The sequence below is a fragment of the Ruegeria sp. P8 genome (genome assembly GCF_056534665.1).
In genome coordinates this window covers 433,540-448,370 of record NZ_JBQERC010000002.1, presented here as the reverse complement: position 1 = coordinate 448,370, position 14,831 = coordinate 433,540, and the positions used below count along the sequence as shown (strand labels likewise).

17 protein-coding genes are annotated in these 14,831 nt (G+C 57.9%); 12 read left to right on the top strand and 5 right to left on the bottom strand.

Annotated elements, in window-relative coordinates; translation table 11 throughout:
- Positions 1-139: 139 nt before the first annotated feature.
- Genes ACR0BZ_RS05590 through ACR0BZ_RS05580 form a run of 3 tightly spaced genes read right to left on the bottom strand, consistent with a single transcriptional unit; the run spans position 140 to position 3,463 of the window.
- Positions 140-1,069: a glycosyltransferase family 2 protein gene (locus tag ACR0BZ_RS05590; protein WP_480480607.1), complete on the bottom strand. Its 930-nt coding sequence runs from the start codon at positions 1,067-1,069 to the stop codon at positions 140-142.
- Complete coding sequence (locus ACR0BZ_RS05585) at positions 1,066-1,809, bottom strand: hypothetical protein (protein WP_480919669.1); 744 nt, start codon at positions 1,807-1,809, stop codon at positions 1,066-1,068. The genes ACR0BZ_RS05590 and ACR0BZ_RS05585 overlap by 4 nt, the downstream gene beginning before the upstream one ends.
- 49 nt (positions 1,810-1,858) lie before the next feature.
- Positions 1,859-3,463, bottom strand: coding sequence for a peptide chain release factor 3 (locus ACR0BZ_RS05580; protein WP_267366522.1), 1,605 nt, complete (start codon positions 3,461-3,463; stop codon positions 1,859-1,861).
- Between the two features lie 109 nt (positions 3,464-3,572).
- On the opposite strand from ACR0BZ_RS05580, the gene ACR0BZ_RS05575 reads away from it, so the two are divergent.
- The 8 genes from ACR0BZ_RS05575 to ACR0BZ_RS05540 all read left to right on the top strand — a co-directional run bounded on the left by ACR0BZ_RS05575 (position 3,573) and on the right by ACR0BZ_RS05540 (position 11,012).
- The gene (locus tag ACR0BZ_RS05575) at positions 3,573-3,935 is read left to right on the top strand and encodes a SnoaL-like domain-containing protein (RefSeq protein WP_480480611.1); all 363 of its coding nucleotides are present in this window, start codon (positions 3,573-3,575) and stop codon (positions 3,933-3,935) included.
- A 72-nt stretch (positions 3,936-4,007) separates the two neighbouring features.
- Entirely contained in the window at positions 4,008-4,787 is a 780-nt protein-coding gene (locus tag ACR0BZ_RS05570; RefSeq protein ID WP_480869410.1) for an SDR family oxidoreductase, read from the top strand.
- Positions 4,788-4,789: 2 nt separating this feature from the next.
- A complete protein-coding gene (locus ACR0BZ_RS05565; RefSeq protein WP_480869409.1) occupies positions 4,790-5,902 on the top strand; it encodes a hypothetical protein in 1,113 nt (370 codons plus the stop codon).
- 106 nt (positions 5,903-6,008) lie between these two features.
- Positions 6,009-7,058 carry a methyltransferase domain-containing protein gene (locus ACR0BZ_RS05560; RefSeq protein WP_480919668.1) on the top strand — a complete coding sequence of 350 codons (1,050 nt, stop codon included), beginning with the start codon at positions 6,009-6,011 and terminating at the stop codon, positions 7,056-7,058.
- A gap of 80 nt (positions 7,059-7,138) precedes the next feature.
- The gene (locus tag ACR0BZ_RS05555) at positions 7,139-8,233 is read left to right on the top strand and encodes an ABC transporter ATP-binding protein (RefSeq protein ID WP_480919667.1); all 1,095 of its coding nucleotides are present in this window, start codon (positions 7,139-7,141) and stop codon (positions 8,231-8,233) included.
- A gap of 114 nt (positions 8,234-8,347) precedes the next feature.
- Positions 8,348-9,130, top strand: coding sequence for a 5'/3'-nucleotidase SurE (gene surE, locus ACR0BZ_RS05550; RefSeq protein WP_267364192.1), 783 nt, complete (start codon positions 8,348-8,350; stop codon positions 9,128-9,130).
- Positions 9,127-9,777 (top strand): protein-L-isoaspartate(D-aspartate) O-methyltransferase, encoded by a 651-nt coding sequence (locus ACR0BZ_RS05545; protein WP_209503723.1) that lies wholly within the window; start codon positions 9,127-9,129, stop codon positions 9,775-9,777. The genes surE and ACR0BZ_RS05545 overlap by 4 nt, the downstream gene beginning before the upstream one ends.
- Positions 9,778-9,839: 62 nt before the next feature.
- Positions 9,840-11,012 carry a peptidoglycan DD-metalloendopeptidase family protein gene (locus tag ACR0BZ_RS05540; protein ID WP_480919666.1) on the top strand — a complete coding sequence of 391 codons (1,173 nt, stop codon included), beginning with the start codon at positions 9,840-9,842 and terminating at the stop codon, positions 11,010-11,012.
- 62 nt (positions 11,013-11,074) lie between these two features.
- On the opposite strand, the gene ACR0BZ_RS05535 is transcribed toward ACR0BZ_RS05540, so the two are convergent.
- Positions 11,075-11,746, bottom strand: coding sequence for a helix-turn-helix transcriptional regulator (locus ACR0BZ_RS05535; protein ID WP_480919665.1), 672 nt, complete (start codon positions 11,744-11,746; stop codon positions 11,075-11,077).
- 21 nt (positions 11,747-11,767) lie between these two features.
- On the bottom strand, positions 11,768-12,073 hold the full coding sequence (locus ACR0BZ_RS05530) for a hypothetical protein (protein WP_480919664.1): 306 nt from the start codon (positions 12,071-12,073) through the stop codon (positions 11,768-11,770).
- Positions 12,074-12,295: 222 nt separating this feature from the next.
- On the opposite strand from ACR0BZ_RS05530, the gene ACR0BZ_RS05525 reads away from it, so the two are divergent.
- The 4 genes from ACR0BZ_RS05525 (at position 12,296) to ACR0BZ_RS05510 (ending at position 14,811) form a co-directional block, all read left to right on the top strand.
- Entirely contained in the window at positions 12,296-12,511 is a 216-nt protein-coding gene (locus ACR0BZ_RS05525) for a twin-arginine translocase TatA/TatE family subunit (protein ID WP_480473142.1), read from the top strand.
- Between the two features lie 6 nt (positions 12,512-12,517).
- Complete coding sequence (tatB, locus tag ACR0BZ_RS05520) at positions 12,518-12,976, top strand: Sec-independent protein translocase protein TatB (RefSeq protein WP_267364187.1); 459 nt, start codon at positions 12,518-12,520, stop codon at positions 12,974-12,976.
- Positions 12,973-13,851, top strand: coding sequence for a twin-arginine translocase subunit TatC (tatC, locus tag ACR0BZ_RS05515; RefSeq protein ID WP_480772793.1), 879 nt, complete (start codon positions 12,973-12,975; stop codon positions 13,849-13,851). The genes tatB and tatC overlap by 4 nt, the downstream gene beginning before the upstream one ends.
- Positions 13,852-13,968: 117 nt before the next feature.
- Positions 13,969-14,811 (top strand): ATP-binding protein, encoded by an 843-nt coding sequence (locus ACR0BZ_RS05510; RefSeq protein WP_480919663.1) that lies wholly within the window; start codon positions 13,969-13,971, stop codon positions 14,809-14,811.
- The last annotated feature ends 20 nt before the right edge of the window (positions 14,812-14,831 follow it).

Below are 14,831 nucleotides of genomic sequence, written 5' to 3'. Positions count from 1 at the left end.
ATGTGCCGGGCCCGGATGGCCATGCGCGTGATGCGACATTTCGGCTTGGACGCGGACATAACAAAAACGTTGGTCGGGGTCAAATGAAGACCGCTACATCAGGGTTTCATCGAGACAGGTTCGAGTTTTGCGCAACAATTCAGCAACTTCCGGGAAAGTGTTTCGCCAATTTCCCGTCCAGATTCAACACGCGGTGGCGGATCAGCCCTTTCTGCTCCAGCCGGGCGCGGACTTCTGGGTCAGCGCCGCTCATCTCGTTGAAGAACGCGCGCAGCCCGTCCTCGCCGTGTTCGCTTTCAATCCAGCTGAGCAATTCATTCTTGTTCAGCCCCCCCATCTCGCGCGGGGCATTCGGGGCCATGCCAGCCTGATACGAGCCGCGATCCAAGCGGAACGGATAATGTGCAATCCAGTGATCCCAGTCCGGCGCGTGGCGGTGGCATAGATCGACCTGCGCAAGTTCGTATTTACACGGCAGCAATTTCCCGTTCTGAAACAGGTTGTGGATACGAAAACTCAGACGTTTCAATCCCGTGCGCGCAAACAACTTGCCCTGTACATGGCTGAGGAACCCGCCAAGGACGAAAGCCCCATAGTTGGGATAAAGCATCTCAATCAGCTGTGTTCGGGCCGGGCTTTGTGGAACATGCGCCTTGTACAGGTCTTCGCCGCCTGCCAGCGCCTCGATTGGGCGGACCCGGGCGGCGTGAACCTTGTCCCCGATATCGCGCAACACATCCGAGATTGGGGTCGGCGACCACAGAAACTCGTCAACATCGATATGGGCCAGCCAATCCAGGTGCGTTTCACGATAGGCATAGGTGGCGTTGACCGATTGGCGAACCTGGTGCTTGTCCGGTCGTGTGCGTTTTAGCTTTTGCCAATAGGCATCATCGCAAACCTGTACGCAAACACTGGGATGTGCCTTCAGCGCCTCGAACGTGCGCTGGTTCGGCTCATCCAGATAGATATAGATGGTCTCGGCACCCAGATCGAGGTGATAGGCTACGAACCGAAGGACGTCTTCGGTCGGTCCCCTGACCATCGACACGACACCCCATGTGGTCATGTGCGCTGCGCGCGCGCTTCGCGCATGAGTTTCAGGCGGCGAAAGACACCGCCGGGATCACTGTTGAGCTCGGTCATCAAGTGATCGACCAGTGGCGCGATGGTGGTGTCGCTTAGGGCTTTGGTCCAGACCGGAGCAATCAGATTGACGTCCAGCCCGCCACTTCCAAGGGAAAACCCTTTCATCTGATAGGGCAGCGGGACGCGTTTCAATTTTTGATACGGAAATGGTGTTTCCGGGGTCAGCCCCGAAAAGCGCCTTTCGAACTCATATAGCTTCATCATGCCGAACAACATGCGCAAAGCGTGACCAACCTCGCGCTGAGTTGCAGTTTGACCGTGGTCCGCAAAGGTCTGAACCGACGAGACCAGCCATCGCAAATCAAGCGTGGACAGAAGGTGGTCCGACTGTTCGTCCCAAAGGCGACAAAACAGAAGCGGGGCGTGACGCGGGAAGGACCGCTTTCGCAAGTTCGAGATCAGCTGGGCATTCAGGAAGGCAAGTTCCGAGTTTCCGACAAATTCCCGCGCAATCTGAGCACGCTTGCGATCCCAACTTGTACTGGGCTTCGGCGGGGGCACAGTCGCACTTTCGGGCAATGTTCGACCGGCCAGTTCAATAAGGTCAATGTCAAGGTCAGGCAAAGAGGTGGTGCCGAACTGAAACGGGCTGCGCCGGTTTTCATACCTGTCCAGCATGTCGGGCAGACCGCCGGGGAAAGTCAGTTCATCCTTGCTCATGCGCGCAGAATTGCACAGGCAGACTCGGCTGTGCAATCAGTGAGTTGGATCACACCATCATCTCTTTGGTGGCGGTCAGGTTCAGGGCGGGATAGTCCCGAACCACCCGGTCGATGTCCCATTGCAGCCGGGTCAGATAGACAATGTCGCCGTCATGGTCGTGCGCGATGTGCTGCTTGTTTGCATTCACAAACTTTTCGACCTCGGCCTTGTCACCGCTGACCCAGCGGGCCGAGGTGAACTGAGACGCCTCGAAACGCACGGGCAGGCCGTATTCCATCTCGATCCGGCTGGCGAGCACTTCGAATTGCAACGCGCCGACGACACCCACGATAAAGCCTGACCCGATCGAAGGTTTGAACACCTTGGCCGCGCCTTCCTCGGCGAACTGCATCAGGGCTTTCTCCAGATGCTTGGCCTTCATCGGATCACCCGCACGGACGCCTTGCAGCAGTTCCGGCGCGAAAGAGGGGATGCCGGTGACGCGCAGCGCCTCACCCTCGGTCAGCGTGTCACCAATGCGCAATTGGCCGTGGTTGGGAATGCCGATGATGTCACCGGCCCAGGCCTCTTCTGCCAGTTCCCGGTCAGATGCCAGAAACAGCACTGGGTTTGAAATCGCCATCGGTTTCTTTGACCGCACATGGGTCAGTTTCATGCCGCGTTTGAAATGGCCTGATGCCATGCGGACAAAGGCCACCCTGTCGCGGTGCTTGGGGTCCATATTGGCCTGCACCTTGAAAACAAAGCCCGCGACCTTCTTTTCATCCGGCGATATCTGGCGGGGTTCGGCGGACTGAACCTGCGGCTGTGGGCCATAAGCGCCGATGCCTTCCATCAGTTCCTTGACGCCGAACGAGTTGATGGCCGAGCCGAACCAGATCGGTGTCATATGCCCTTCAAGCACCGCCTGCGGGTTCAGCGCGGGCAGCAACTCGCGCGCCATCTCAACCTCTTCCAGCAGCTTTTCCAGCAGGTGCGCAGGAATATGTTCCGACAGTTTCGGGTCATCAAGCCCGTTAATCTCGATGCTCTCTGCCACCTTGTTGCGGTCGGCGCGGTCCATCAGCTCCAGCCGGTCGCGCAGCATGTCGTAGCAGCCGATGAAATCACGACCTACGCCAATTGGCCATGCGGCGGGGGTGACGTCGATGGCCAGCATCTCTTGAATTTCGTCGATGATCTCGAACGTATCGCGGCTTTCGCGGTCCATCTTGTTACAGAAGGTCAGAATCGGCAGATCACGCAGGCGGCAGACCTCGAACAGCTTTTGCGTCTGGCTTTCGACACCCTTCGCGCCGTCGATCACCATCACGGCCGCATCCACGGCCGTCAGCGTGCGGTAGGTATCTTCCGAGAAATCGCTGTGGCCGGGCGTGTCAACAAGGTTGAACCGGAAATTGCCATAGTCGAACGACATGGCCGATGCGGAAACCGAGATTCCGCGATCCTTCTCCATCTGCATGAAGTCCGAGCGTGTCCGCCGTGCCTCGCCCTTGGCGCGCACCTGACCGGCCATCTGAATGGCGCCCCCGTACAGCAGGAACTTTTCAGTCAGCGTCGTTTTGCCCGCATCCGGGTGCGAGATGATGGCGAATGTCCGGCGACGGGCAATCTCGGGCGGCAGGGCAGGTTGGTTCGAGGTATCAAGCATGAACGCGCGTATAGGCGGGGAATCCTGCCGAGGCAAGACAAAGGGGCTGGTTCGAATCACGGCCTTGTGGCTATAAGAACATATAGTGAACAAATAATGGAGTAATTCGATGGATTTGAAAGAGATTGCCAATGAATTGGTGGCCGGCTGCCGTGAGGACCGCGCCAAGGAAAACCTTGAGAAATTGTATGCGCCAGACGCGGTTTCGGTCGAAGCAGTCGATTACTCAGGCATGGGGCGCGAAGTACAAGGGCGTGACGCGATCCGTGGCAAACATGAATGGTGGGAAGGAGCCCACGAGGTTTCTGGCGCTTCGGTCAGCGACCCGTTTGTGCACGGCGAGGACCGCTTTGCAGTGATTTTCGAAGTGCAGGGTAAGGTGAAGGAAACGGGCGAAGCCTTTGATATGCGTGAAGTGGGTGTCTATCACGTCGCAGATGGCAAGATCGTGCGAGAAGAGTTCTTCTACTGATCCCAAGCCATTTCTGGTCTTCCCTGTCTGGCCGATGCTAGACATGCGGCAATGACTGACAGGGAGGATCCGATGGACCTTGGAATAAAAGGAAAGCGCGCGCTGGTCTGTGCCAGCAGCAAAGGGTTGGGTTTGGGCTGTGCCGAGGCTTTGGCTGAGGCTGGCGTAAACCTTGTGATGAATGCGCGTGGTTCAGACGCTTTGGAGAGTGAGGCAGCACGCCTCAGGTCAGAGCAAGGTGTCGAGGTACAAACAGTCGCTTGTGACGTGACGACTGCGGAAGGGCAGGCGCAGGTGATCAAAGCAGCGCAGGGCGTTGATATTCTTGTGACAAATGCCGGCGGCCCGCCGCCGGGTTTATGGTCGGATTGGGGGCGTGATGATTTCATCAAGGCGCTGGATGCCAATATGTTGACCCCCATTGCGTTCATGAAGGCGCTGCTTCCTGGAATGATGGACAAAGGTTGGGGTCGGGTTGTGAACGTCACCTCGCAATCTGTGCGCGCGCCAATTGCGGTGCTGGGGCTTTCGAATGCAGCCCGCACGGGTTTGACCGGATATGTCGCGGGAACTTCACGCCAGGTTGCACCGCATGGCGTGACCATCAACAACCTGCTGCCCGGCATTCACGCGACGGATCGTGCAGATGCGCTGGACAGCGGTGTGGCTTCACAGCAAGGCATCTCGATCGAAGACGCACGCGCAAACCGTTCGGCATCCATTCCCGCGCGACGCTATGGAAGGCGGCAGGAATTCGGGGCAGCCTGCGCGTTCCTGTGCTCTCAACATGCGGGGTTCATCGTTGGTCAGAACATTCTGCTGGATGGTGGCGCAACCAATTTGACGATGTGACCATGGCGCAAGGGTTTTCGTTGAAAGATCAGATGTTCAACGCTGAGAAAGTAAATTATCTCAGTGGTTTGTTTTCCGAGTCTCATGCAGAATTTGATGCCCCGGCATTCCGATCTGCGGTCATGTCGCGATTGCTGGATCTAGAGATGAAGGATCGGATCATCTGGATCGCCACTTGTCTGCAACAGGCGGTGCCCGGTGACTTGCCTGCTGTTGCCCCGACGATCCTGCGCGCCTTGCCTGCGCCTTTGGACCCAACGAAAACGGATGACGATTTTGGCGATTTCATCTTTGCGCCGGTCGGTGAGTGGGTAGCGGCCATAGGTCTTGAGCATGTTGATCTGGCTTTAGACGTGATGGAGGAACTGACACAGAGGTTTTCCATGGAATGGGCAATCCGTCCGTTCCTGAACCATGACCCGGACCGGGTGTTGCGGCGGATGCAGGACTGGTGCTCTCATGACAGTTACCATGTGCGCAGGCTGGTCAGCGAAGGGACGCGCCCCCGATTGCCATGGGGGCAGGCGGTCGCATTGGGTTTGCAGGACCCGCTGCCGTTGCTGGACAAGTTGCACATGGATTCGACGCGGTATGTCACCCGGTCCGTATCCAATCACCTGAATGACATCACCAAGAAAGACCCGGATCTGGTATTGGATCGCCTGACGGCGTGGCGCAGCCAGGGTCATCAGAATCAGGACGAGCTGGACTGGATGACGTCACACACCCTGCGCGGACTTGTGAAAGCGGGGCATCCTGAAGCGATGAAGATGTTAGGCTATGACCCGGAAGCGGAAATCGAGGTCGCAGTCAACCTGACCTCCGAAGCTCGGATTGGGGACGCTCTGGCCTTTTCGGTCACTTTGAACGGGTTTGGAGATCTGCCAGTTCTGGTTGACTATGTCATTCATTTTCAAAGACCTGGCGGGAAAATCTCAGCCAAGGTGCACAAGTTGAAGCAGGCGGCTTTGAAGAACGGGAAACTGACGCTGGAAAAACGCCACAAGTTGAAGGGTGATGCCACAACGTTCAAGTTGGTTCCCGGCGCGCACCGGCTGGAGGTTCAGGTAAATGGCAAAATTCGTGCAGGCGTGGACTTCGACCTGCTTGGGTAAAACCGCGCGGGACCGCTCACGCTTTCGTCAAAAACGCCTTCGCCGGATTGCGAACCCCCGGCGGCTGCATTAGCTCGGATGTGACCATTTGCGAGGGAAAAGCGCGATGAAACATGAATCGGTGCAGAACTATTATGGTGAAGTCCTGCAAAGCAGTGCTGACTTGCAGACCAATGCGTGCTGCACGCCTGACGACATGCCCGACCATGTCAAAAAGATCCTTTCAAAGATTCATGACGACGTTCTGACTCGCTACTATGGCTGCGGTCTGATTGCCCCACTTGACCTTGAAGGCACGTCGATCCTAGATCTGGGGTGTGGGGCCGGGCGGGATGTATATGCCTTGTCCGTCATGGTCGGTAAGACGGGCCGGGTAGTGGGTGTCGACATGACGCCCGAACAACTGGACGTCGCCCGCGCGCATCAGGATTATCACGCCGAGGCATTTGGATATGCCCGCAGCAATGTGGAATTCCATCACGGCTATATCGAAAAACTGGACGAGCTTGATCTGGAACCCGGATCGTTCGATATCATCGTCTCGAACTGTGTGATCAACCTGGCCACGGATAAGAATGCGGTTCTGCGCGGCGCGCATCGGTTGTTGAAAGAGGGCGGCGAGATGTATTTCTCGGATGTCTATGCTGACCGCCGTATTCCGCAGGCGATGGCCGAAGACGAAGTTCTTTATGGCGAGTGCCTGTCCGGCGCGCTTTATTGGAATGATTTCCTGTCAATGGCTCGAACGGCCGGTTTCGGCGACCCGCGCCGTGTGACGCACCGTCCGCTGACGATCGAAAATCCGGTATTGGAAGAGCGTGTTGCGCCGTTGAAGTTCCTGTCCGCGACATACCGACTGTTCAAACTGCCCGCATTGGAACCGGCTTGTGAAGATTATGGGCAAGCCGTGATCTATAAGGGAACCGTGCCGAACGCACCGCATGAATTTGTTCTGGATGACCATCACGTTATCGAAGCCTGCAAGGTGTTTCCGGTCTGCGGCAACACCTGGATGATGCTGAAAGACACCCGATTTGCCCGTCACTTTGACTTTGTCGGCGATTTTTCGACCCATTATGGCATTTTCGAAGGCTGTGGTGGCGAAAGCCCTTTTGAAGCCGTGGGTGCATCTGTCGCTTCTGGCGGGTGTTGCTGATCCCTTGCACCTGAGGGGCGGGGTTGCTATCCCCGCTCAAGCCCGATGGATTTGATCGGGAAAGGCAACGGGGTCCATCGGTGACAGGTAACGCAATTCCACCGCGTCTGGAAATTCGCAACATTATCCGTCGGTTTGAGGGGCGGGTTGTTGTGGATGATGTTTCGCTGACCGTTCAGGCAGGCAAGGTGACCTGTCTGCTGGGGCCGTCGGGCTGCGGGAAGTCCACCACGTTGCGCATGATCGCCGGGGTCGAGATGCAGGACTCGGGTGAGATTTATGTTGATGGCAAGCTGATCTGCGACACCGTGTTCCGGGTGCCTCCGGAACGGCGCGAGATCGGACTGATGTTTCAGGACTTTGCACTGTTCCCACATCTGAGCGTGGCCAAAAACGTAGCCTTCGGCCTTAAGGGCAACAAGGACGAAAAACGCGCCCGGGTCGAGGAGTTGTTGCAGAAGGTCGACCTGATGCGGTTCATCGATGGTTTTCCGCATCAACTATCGGGTGGCGAGCAGCAACGCGTGGCGTTGGCGCGTGCCCTGGCGCCGCGCCCGCGCATTATGCTGATGGACGAGCCGTTTTCGGGCCTCGACAACCGTTTGCGTGATGGTATCCGTGACGAAACGCTGGCCATTCTCAAGGAAGAAGATGCCGCCGTACTGCTGGTCACGCACGAGCCTGAAGAAGCGATGCGCATGGCCGACGAGATCGCCCTGATGCGGCGTGGCAAGATCGTGCAACAGGGCGCTCCCTATAACGTCTATACGCGTCCCGCAGACAAGGCAGCGGTGGCGTTTTTCAGTGATGTCAACGTTTTGCGAGCGCAAGTGAATGGCGCATTGGCGGACACGCCCTTTGGTCAGTTCCTGGCGCCGGGCATTCCGAATGGTACGGATGTCGAGATCGTTTTTCGCCCTCAACACATCAAGCTGGACTTCGACCGCAACGGCAAGGGGCCATTGCCGACAGCAACTGATGGTGTGGCAGCCCGTGGTGTCGTTGAACGTGCGCGATTTCTGGGCAATGAAAGCCTGGTGGAGTTCCGCATGGACTATGATGGTTCGATCCTGAGGGCGACGGTTCCGAACGTGTTTGTCCCCAACCCGGGCCGGGTGATGTGGCTGACCATCCGCCGCGACAGATGTTTCGTTTTTCCCGAGACTAGGCGCTGATCCTTCGATTTCCGCCCAAGTGGTGCGCGAAATCCTCAGATTGCGGGGCCACGTCGCTTGCCGCAACGCAGGCCCGGGTCTATCAAGAGCCAAACGCGGGGGTAAATCGGGCACATGCGAATTCTTCTGACCAATGACGACGGGATCAATGCGCCGGGCTTGATCACGCTTGAGGCGATTGCGGCTGAGCTGGCCGGACCGGATGGAGAGGTCTGGGTGGTCGCGCCCGCGTTTGAACAGTCCGGGGTCGGGCACTGCATCAGCTATACCCACCCGATGATGGTCGCCAAGCTGGGCGAGCGGCGCTTTGCCGCCGAAGGATCGCCTGCCGACTGTGTTTTGGCAGGGCTTCACGACGTTATGTTGGATACCCCTCCCGATCTGGTTCTGTCCGGCGTGAACAGGGGTAATAACTCGGCCGAAAACACGTTGTATTCCGGTACAATCGGCGGTGCGATGGAAGCGGCATTGCAGGGCGTCCCAGCGATTGCCCTGTCGCAATATTTTGGCCCTCGCAACCTGGGCCTAGACGACCCGTTTGAGGCAGCCGCCCGGTATGGTGCAGATCTGGTGCGCCGGATTCTGGACGCAACTCCGGCAGAACAGGGTGATTACCGGCTATTCTACAATGTGAATTTCCCACCGGTTCCGGCAGACGATGTTCTGGGCACGCGGATTGCGGCGCAGGGGTTTCGGCGCGATACGCGTTTTTCGGTCGAACCGCACAGCTCGCCTTCAGGGCGGAGGTTCCTGTGGATCAAGGGCGGCTATCAGCACAATCCGACCGCACCCGGAACGGATGCGGCTGTTAATCTGGAAGGCTATATCTCGGTCACGCCGATGCGCGCTGACCTGACTGCACATGACATGCTGGAGGCATTGAAGGCGGTCGAATGAGCGGACTGGACCCTGAAACTGTAATGCAATTCCTGTTTGCCCTGCGCAAACGGGGGGTCACGGATGCGCGCGTGTTGGCTGCGATGGAGCAGGTGGACCGCGGTCGCTTTGTCACCGGCCTGTTCGCAGGGCGCGCTTACGAGGACATGCCGCTGCCGATTTCCTGCGGCCAGACGATCAGTCAACCCTCGGTCGTTGGTCTGATGACGCAGGCCCTGAACGTGAGGCCCCGGGACACGGTGCTCGAGATTGGGACAGGTTCGGGTTATCAGGCAGCTATACTGTCCAAACTGGCCCGCCGGGTCTACACAGTGGAACGCCACAGGCGGTTGGTGAGCGAAACAAGCAAGCTGTTTGCCGACCTGGGCCTGACGAATATCACTTCGATGTTGTCGGATGGGTCATTTGGCCTGCCGGAACAAGCCCCTTTTGACCGGATCATTGTTACAGCCGCAGCCGAGGATCCTCCGGGCCCGCTCTTGGCGCAGCTGAAAATCGGGGGTATTATGGTTCTACCCGTGGGCCAGTCGGACGCGGTGCAGCAGTTGATCAAAGTGACGCGCACCGAAGATGGTCTGGACTATGACGAATTAACGTCTGTCCGTTTCGTGCCCCTTCTGGAGGGGCTTGGAAAGGACGAGGCGTAATAGGCTTAAAGAATTGGTCGCCGGAACTCCGGGTAACAGGGGCAGGCGTTGAGGACAGAATTATGAGAGCAGTATCCAAATCAGCAATGCGGCGCTGTGCGACCGGGGTGGCCGCTCTGGCCATTCTGGCCGGGTGCGAGGGGCCTCTGGATTATGACCTTCGCGGGCAGATCGGTGGCTTTTCGACCACCAATGCAGCGCAATCCGCGACGGCATCCCGCCCGGCACCAGACAGCAGGGGTGTCATTACCTATCCGAACTACCAGGTGGTCGTGGCGCGCCGCGGCGATACGGTGCGGGACGTGGCCGCGCGGGTTGGCCTGCCCGAGGGTGAGCTTTCGCGTTTCAACGGCCTTCAGACAACGGACACGCTAAGAGAGGGTGAGGTTCTTGCACTGCCACGCACTGTTGGTGCTGGCAGCGGTGTGGACATCGCGTCGGTTGCCGGGTCTGCAATTGATCAGGTGCCGTCGTCGGGTTCGGTTCAGACCACAACACTGGAACCTGCGAAACCGGCACCAACACCCGCGCCGGTGTCAGCTGGGCCGGAGCCGGTCAGGCACAAGGTCAAGCGGGGTGAGACGGCCTATACAATCTCGCGCCTCTACCAGGTGCCGGTTGAATCTCTGGCGGAATGGAACGGGCTGGGATCTGATTTTACCGTGCGTGAAGGTCAGTACTTGTTGATTCCGGTCAAGAACCAGTCAGCGCCCCGGCAAAATGCGGCTAGTGCCGCGCCCGTTCCCGCCACGGAAGTGACGGAACCGGGGCAGGGTTCTCCGACGCCGACGCCACCCAGCGCTACGCAGCCCTTGCCGGACGAAAAAGTTGCGCCTTTGGCCGAGGCCCCCGACGTGACCGCCGAAGCGCCAACCAATACGCGCACTTCCGCGCTGTCCCTGCCGGTTGGCGGCACTATCATTCGCGGCTATGACAAGGGCAAGAATGAGGGCATCGACATTGCTGCTGCTCCGGGTACGTCGGTTACAGCTGCCGAAGCCGGTACGGTCGCGGCGATCACCGCGGACGCGGATCAGGTGCCGATCATTGTGGTCAAGCACAACAACGATCTTCTGACTGTCTATGCAAATGTCGACAAGATCACTGTCAAGAAAGGCGATAAGGTACGCCGTGGCCAGAAGCTGGCGCAACTGCGGGGCGGCGACAATGCCTATGTGCATTTCGAAGTCCGCAAAGGGTTCGAGTCCGTAGACCCGGAACCTTATCTGAAGTGAGACTAGATGGCCCGTACCGGGCCATGCCTTCGGCGAGAGTATTTCTGAAAAGATGAAGCCTGTCAGACGTACGGGTCATAGTCGCTCAGGCGCTTTCCGGGTTCGTCGGCGAAGATCTCCGGAAGGGGTGAAACAGCTTCGATCAGGTCAATTCGAAAAACACGAAATCCGTTGCGCTGCTCGCACCAGGCGGTAAGGGTCCAGACCCGCCCCCAGTATTCCATATGGAGCGGACGGATGATGCGTTCTGTCAAAACACCGTCAATGCGACGATAGGACAGGTGAAGTTTCTGACGAGATTTGATGGCTGCACGGATCGGGGCCATATGGGCAAGGCCCCTTGCGGCATCGGCAAACGGGTAGACCGCGAATTTCCAGCTGTCCGCCTCGGCCACGACCTGCGTTGGCAAAACAGCGTCGATCTTGTCGGCAAGCGATTGTGCGGCTGCTTTCAGGTCAGTATCCGCAGCCTCGGCCACGATGGCCATGCCAAGGTTCAGCGCCTCAAGCTCGGCTGGGGTCAGGTTCAACGGGGGCAGGGTGATCTGCTCGCGCACCATGTAGCCGACACCGCGCTCTCCCTCGACCGGAACGCCCGAGGCCACCAGCGTATCCATGTCGCGATAGATGGTGCGGACCGACACCTCAAGCCGGTCCGCAATGTCCTGCGCGCGGTGCAGTTTGCCATCGCGCAGGATCTGGATGATATCGAACAGTCGGTCAGTGCGGCGCATGACACGCCGTTCTGACTGCGTTTAGGCAGTCATGTTCCATAGGACTTTCTCGTGACGCATCTGGATGCTATCTGGATTGATGACCGCCATCATGCCTGCTGCACATTCCTGTTGCGGAAACTGCGCAGCGGCGTCCTCTGCCGCCTTCAAATCGGTCCAGACAACATAATCGGTCCAGCGACCATCTTCGCCCTGGCTAAGCTGCCGATGGGCAAATCCCGGAGCGCTGCGCACAAAGGCCTCAGAAGCCTGACTGAGTTTCACGAACTCTTCCGGGGTGGTGCCATTGGCCAGCGTGAAGGTGACGATTTCAGCAATGTGGGTCATTTATTTCTCCATTGACCTTGTTTCGATGCCAAAGTCTTAGCGGACAGCAACTGACATAAACCTGTCAGTTGGAAATTGCGACCCCTTAGATTTCACGCGTTTGCTACAATTTTCGCCAGCAAATCGGAGCAGATCCCTTTTGAGACCGGCGATCGAGGCGTAAAGACTGAGTCAGTTGATGTTCCCGGCGCGCAAACGTGCCGATGAAAAAGGAGAAAAGACATGCTCAACAATATCGGCCTTCCTGGCCTGCTGCTGATCGCCGTTGTGGTTCTGGTTCTGTTCGGGCGCGGCAAGATCAGTTCGCTGATGGGCGAAGTTGGCAAAGGCATCACCGCGTTCAAGAAGGGCGTCAAGGACGGTTCGGAAGAGCTGGAAAAGGACGCTTCTGAGCTGGCCAAGGACGTCACACCTGAAGCCGAGAAAGACAAGGCGTAAGCGCAGATGTTTGATCTGGGCTGGACCGAGCTTCTGGTCATCGGCATCGTTGCCCTGATCGTTGTGGGGCCAAAGGACCTGCCGGTGCTGTTCCGCAATGTCGGACGTTTTGTCGGCAAGGCACGCGGAATGGCGCGCGAGTTCAGCAGCGCCATGAACGAAGCCGCCGATCAGGCAGGGGTGAATGAGATCAAGAAAGGTCTCAACGCTGCCGTGAACCCTGTGGGATCGGCCATGGACGGTGTCAAGCAAGCCGCGCAGGAGATGGCGAAAAGCATCGATCCCACAAAGTTCGATCCTGACAGCGAAACAGGGAAACTGGCGGCCGAGCGGGCCGAGCAGGCCAAAAAGGTTCAGGCGTCAGCCGCCCGGGCCACCGCCGAGCGCAAGGCCAAAGAAGCAGCCGATGCGCTGGCCAAGGCAGAAGAGGCCGAAGCCGCGCTGAACACTGAAAGCAAGACATGAGCAAAACCGACGAGATTGACGATTCTTCGGCCCCGTTGATCGAACATCTGGCCGAACTGCGCACACGGCTAATCCATAGCGTTGTGGCGTTTCTGGTCGGTATGATCATCTGTTTTTCAGTGGCGACGCCGATCTTTAATTTCCTGACCAATCCCCTGTGTGACGTTCTGGCTGAGCGCGGGCAGGATTGTGGCCTGATCTTCATCTCGCCACAGGAAGGTTTCTTTGTTGCGATCAAGGTTTCCCTATTGGGTGGGTTCATTCTGGCATTTCCCTATATCGGGATGCAGATGTGGCGCTTTGTGGCACCGGGCCTCTACAAGTCCGAGAAAAACGCGTTCCTTCCTTTCATGCTGGCTTCGCCCTTTATGTTTCTCCTGGGCGCAAGCTTTGCCTTCTACGTCGTCACGCCTCTGGCCTATGACTTTTTTCTCGGGTTCCAGCAATTCGGGGCTGAGGGTGAAGCCGTGGCCGACGGGGTCAACGCGGCACCGCTGAGTGTGGTGTTCCAGGGCTCAGCCCAGGAATATCTGAACCTGACGATCAAGTTCATCGTGGCCTTTGGATTATGTTTCCAACTGCCGGTTCTCCTGACCCTCATGGGGAAGGCAGGACTGGTCAGTGCCGAGGGGCTGGGTGCTGTTCGGAAATATGCGGTGGTCGGCATTCTGGTTCTGGCCGCAGTCGTCACACCACCGGATGTCATCACACAAATCATTCTGTTTGTGGTGGTCTACGGCCTGTACGAGATTTCGATCTTCCTGGTCGCGCGAGTAGAAAAGAAACGCGAGGACCAGTTGCGCGCTGACGGTTATTACGATGATGAGCCGGAAGCGGATGATGACCTGATGCAGGAATTCGAAGACGACAAGTAAGTCTGCCGATGAAAACAAATGGGCGCGCCATCCAAAGGCGCGCCTTTTTTGTTTGAAACTCTTGTTGTGCCAATTGGAACGTGCTTTGACCCCCTCAAGACAAAACCGGAGGCCCACATGGACGACCAAGCCCTGAACCGTATCGCCGAGGCGTTGGAACGCATGGCACCGGCTCCTTTGGCGGCGCCTGATTTTGCCGTTGCTCCGGCATTTGTGTGGCATGTCGAACCGGATCGACTGGAACCTGTTACACATGTCAACCGGGTCGATCTGGATCTCCTGGTCGGCATCAACCGCTCTCGCGACACGTTGATGGACAATACGCGCCGGTTTGCAGCAGGGTATAAGGCAAATAACGCGCTGCTCTGGGGCGCGCGGGGGATGGGAAAGTCCAGCCTTGTAAAGGCCGTGCACGGCTCTCTGAGCGCTGATTATGCCGACCTTAAACTGGTCGAATTGCAGCGCGAGGATATGGGAACGGTGGCGCGGTTGCTGAACCATCTGCGCGCAGCGCCCTACAGGTTCATACTGTTTTGCGATGACCTGTCGTTCAGCCATGATGACCAGCACTACAAATCTCTCAAGGCTGTTCTGGATGGTGGTATTGAAGGCAGGCCAGAGAATGTGGTCTTCTATGCCACTTCAAACCGTCGCCACCTGATGCCGCGGGATATGATCGAAAACGAACGCTCCAGCGCCATCAATCCTTCCGAGGCGGTCGAAGAAAAAGTCTCGCTGTCGGATCGCTTCGGCCTGTGGCTTGGGTTCCATCCCTGTGATCAGGACGAGTATCTTGCGATGATCGACCGCTATTGCGCCGCCTATGGCGTTTCTGTTGATGCAGAGATCTTGCGCGCCGAGGCAATTGAGTGGCAAGCCACGCGCGGGTCGCGCTCTGGCCGTGTCGCCTGGCAATTCTTCGTCGATCTGGCTGGGCGCAACGGCGTGCATATCACCTGATCCCGGCTTCACCTGGCTGT

What these genes read in the sequence shown, in the direction of transcription:
- ACR0BZ_RS05590 (WP_480480607.1), bottom strand. Translation starts at nt 1,069, where the DNA reads ATGACCACATGGGGTGTCGTGTCGATGGTCAGGGGACCGACCGAAGAC.
- ACR0BZ_RS05585 (WP_480919669.1), bottom strand. Translation starts at nt 1,809, where the DNA reads ATGAGCAAGGATGAACTGACTTTCCCCGGCGGTCTGCCCGACATGCTG.
- ACR0BZ_RS05580 (WP_267366522.1), bottom strand. Translation starts at nt 3,463, where the DNA reads ATGCTTGATACCTCGAACCAACCTGCCCTGCCGCCCGAGATTGCCCGT.
- ACR0BZ_RS05575 (WP_480480611.1), top strand. Translation starts at nt 3,573, where the DNA reads ATGGATTTGAAAGAGATTGCCAATGAATTGGTGGCCGGCTGCCGTGAG.
- ACR0BZ_RS05570 (WP_480869410.1), top strand. Translation starts at nt 4,008, where the DNA reads ATGGACCTTGGAATAAAAGGAAAGCGCGCGCTGGTCTGTGCCAGCAGC.
- ACR0BZ_RS05565 (WP_480869409.1), top strand. Translation starts at nt 4,790, where the DNA reads ATGGCGCAAGGGTTTTCGTTGAAAGATCAGATGTTCAACGCTGAGAAA.
- ACR0BZ_RS05560 (WP_480919668.1), top strand. Translation starts at nt 6,009, where the DNA reads ATGAAACATGAATCGGTGCAGAACTATTATGGTGAAGTCCTGCAAAGC.
- surE (WP_267364192.1), top strand. Translation starts at nt 8,348, where the DNA reads ATGCGAATTCTTCTGACCAATGACGACGGGATCAATGCGCCGGGCTTG.
- ACR0BZ_RS05545 (WP_209503723.1), top strand. Translation starts at nt 9,127, where the DNA reads ATGAGCGGACTGGACCCTGAAACTGTAATGCAATTCCTGTTTGCCCTG.
- ACR0BZ_RS05540 (WP_480919666.1), top strand. Translation starts at nt 9,840, where the DNA reads ATGAGAGCAGTATCCAAATCAGCAATGCGGCGCTGTGCGACCGGGGTG.
- ACR0BZ_RS05535 (WP_480919665.1), bottom strand. Translation starts at nt 11,746, where the DNA reads ATGCGCCGCACTGACCGACTGTTCGATATCATCCAGATCCTGCGCGAT.
- ACR0BZ_RS05530 (WP_480919664.1), bottom strand. Translation starts at nt 12,073, where the DNA reads ATGACCCACATTGCTGAAATCGTCACCTTCACGCTGGCCAATGGCACC.
- ACR0BZ_RS05525 (WP_480473142.1), top strand. Translation starts at nt 12,296, where the DNA reads ATGCTCAACAATATCGGCCTTCCTGGCCTGCTGCTGATCGCCGTTGTG.
- tatB (WP_267364187.1), top strand. Translation starts at nt 12,518, where the DNA reads ATGTTTGATCTGGGCTGGACCGAGCTTCTGGTCATCGGCATCGTTGCC.
- tatC (WP_480772793.1), top strand. Translation starts at nt 12,973, where the DNA reads ATGAGCAAAACCGACGAGATTGACGATTCTTCGGCCCCGTTGATCGAA.
- ACR0BZ_RS05510 (WP_480919663.1), top strand. Translation starts at nt 13,969, where the DNA reads ATGGACGACCAAGCCCTGAACCGTATCGCCGAGGCGTTGGAACGCATG.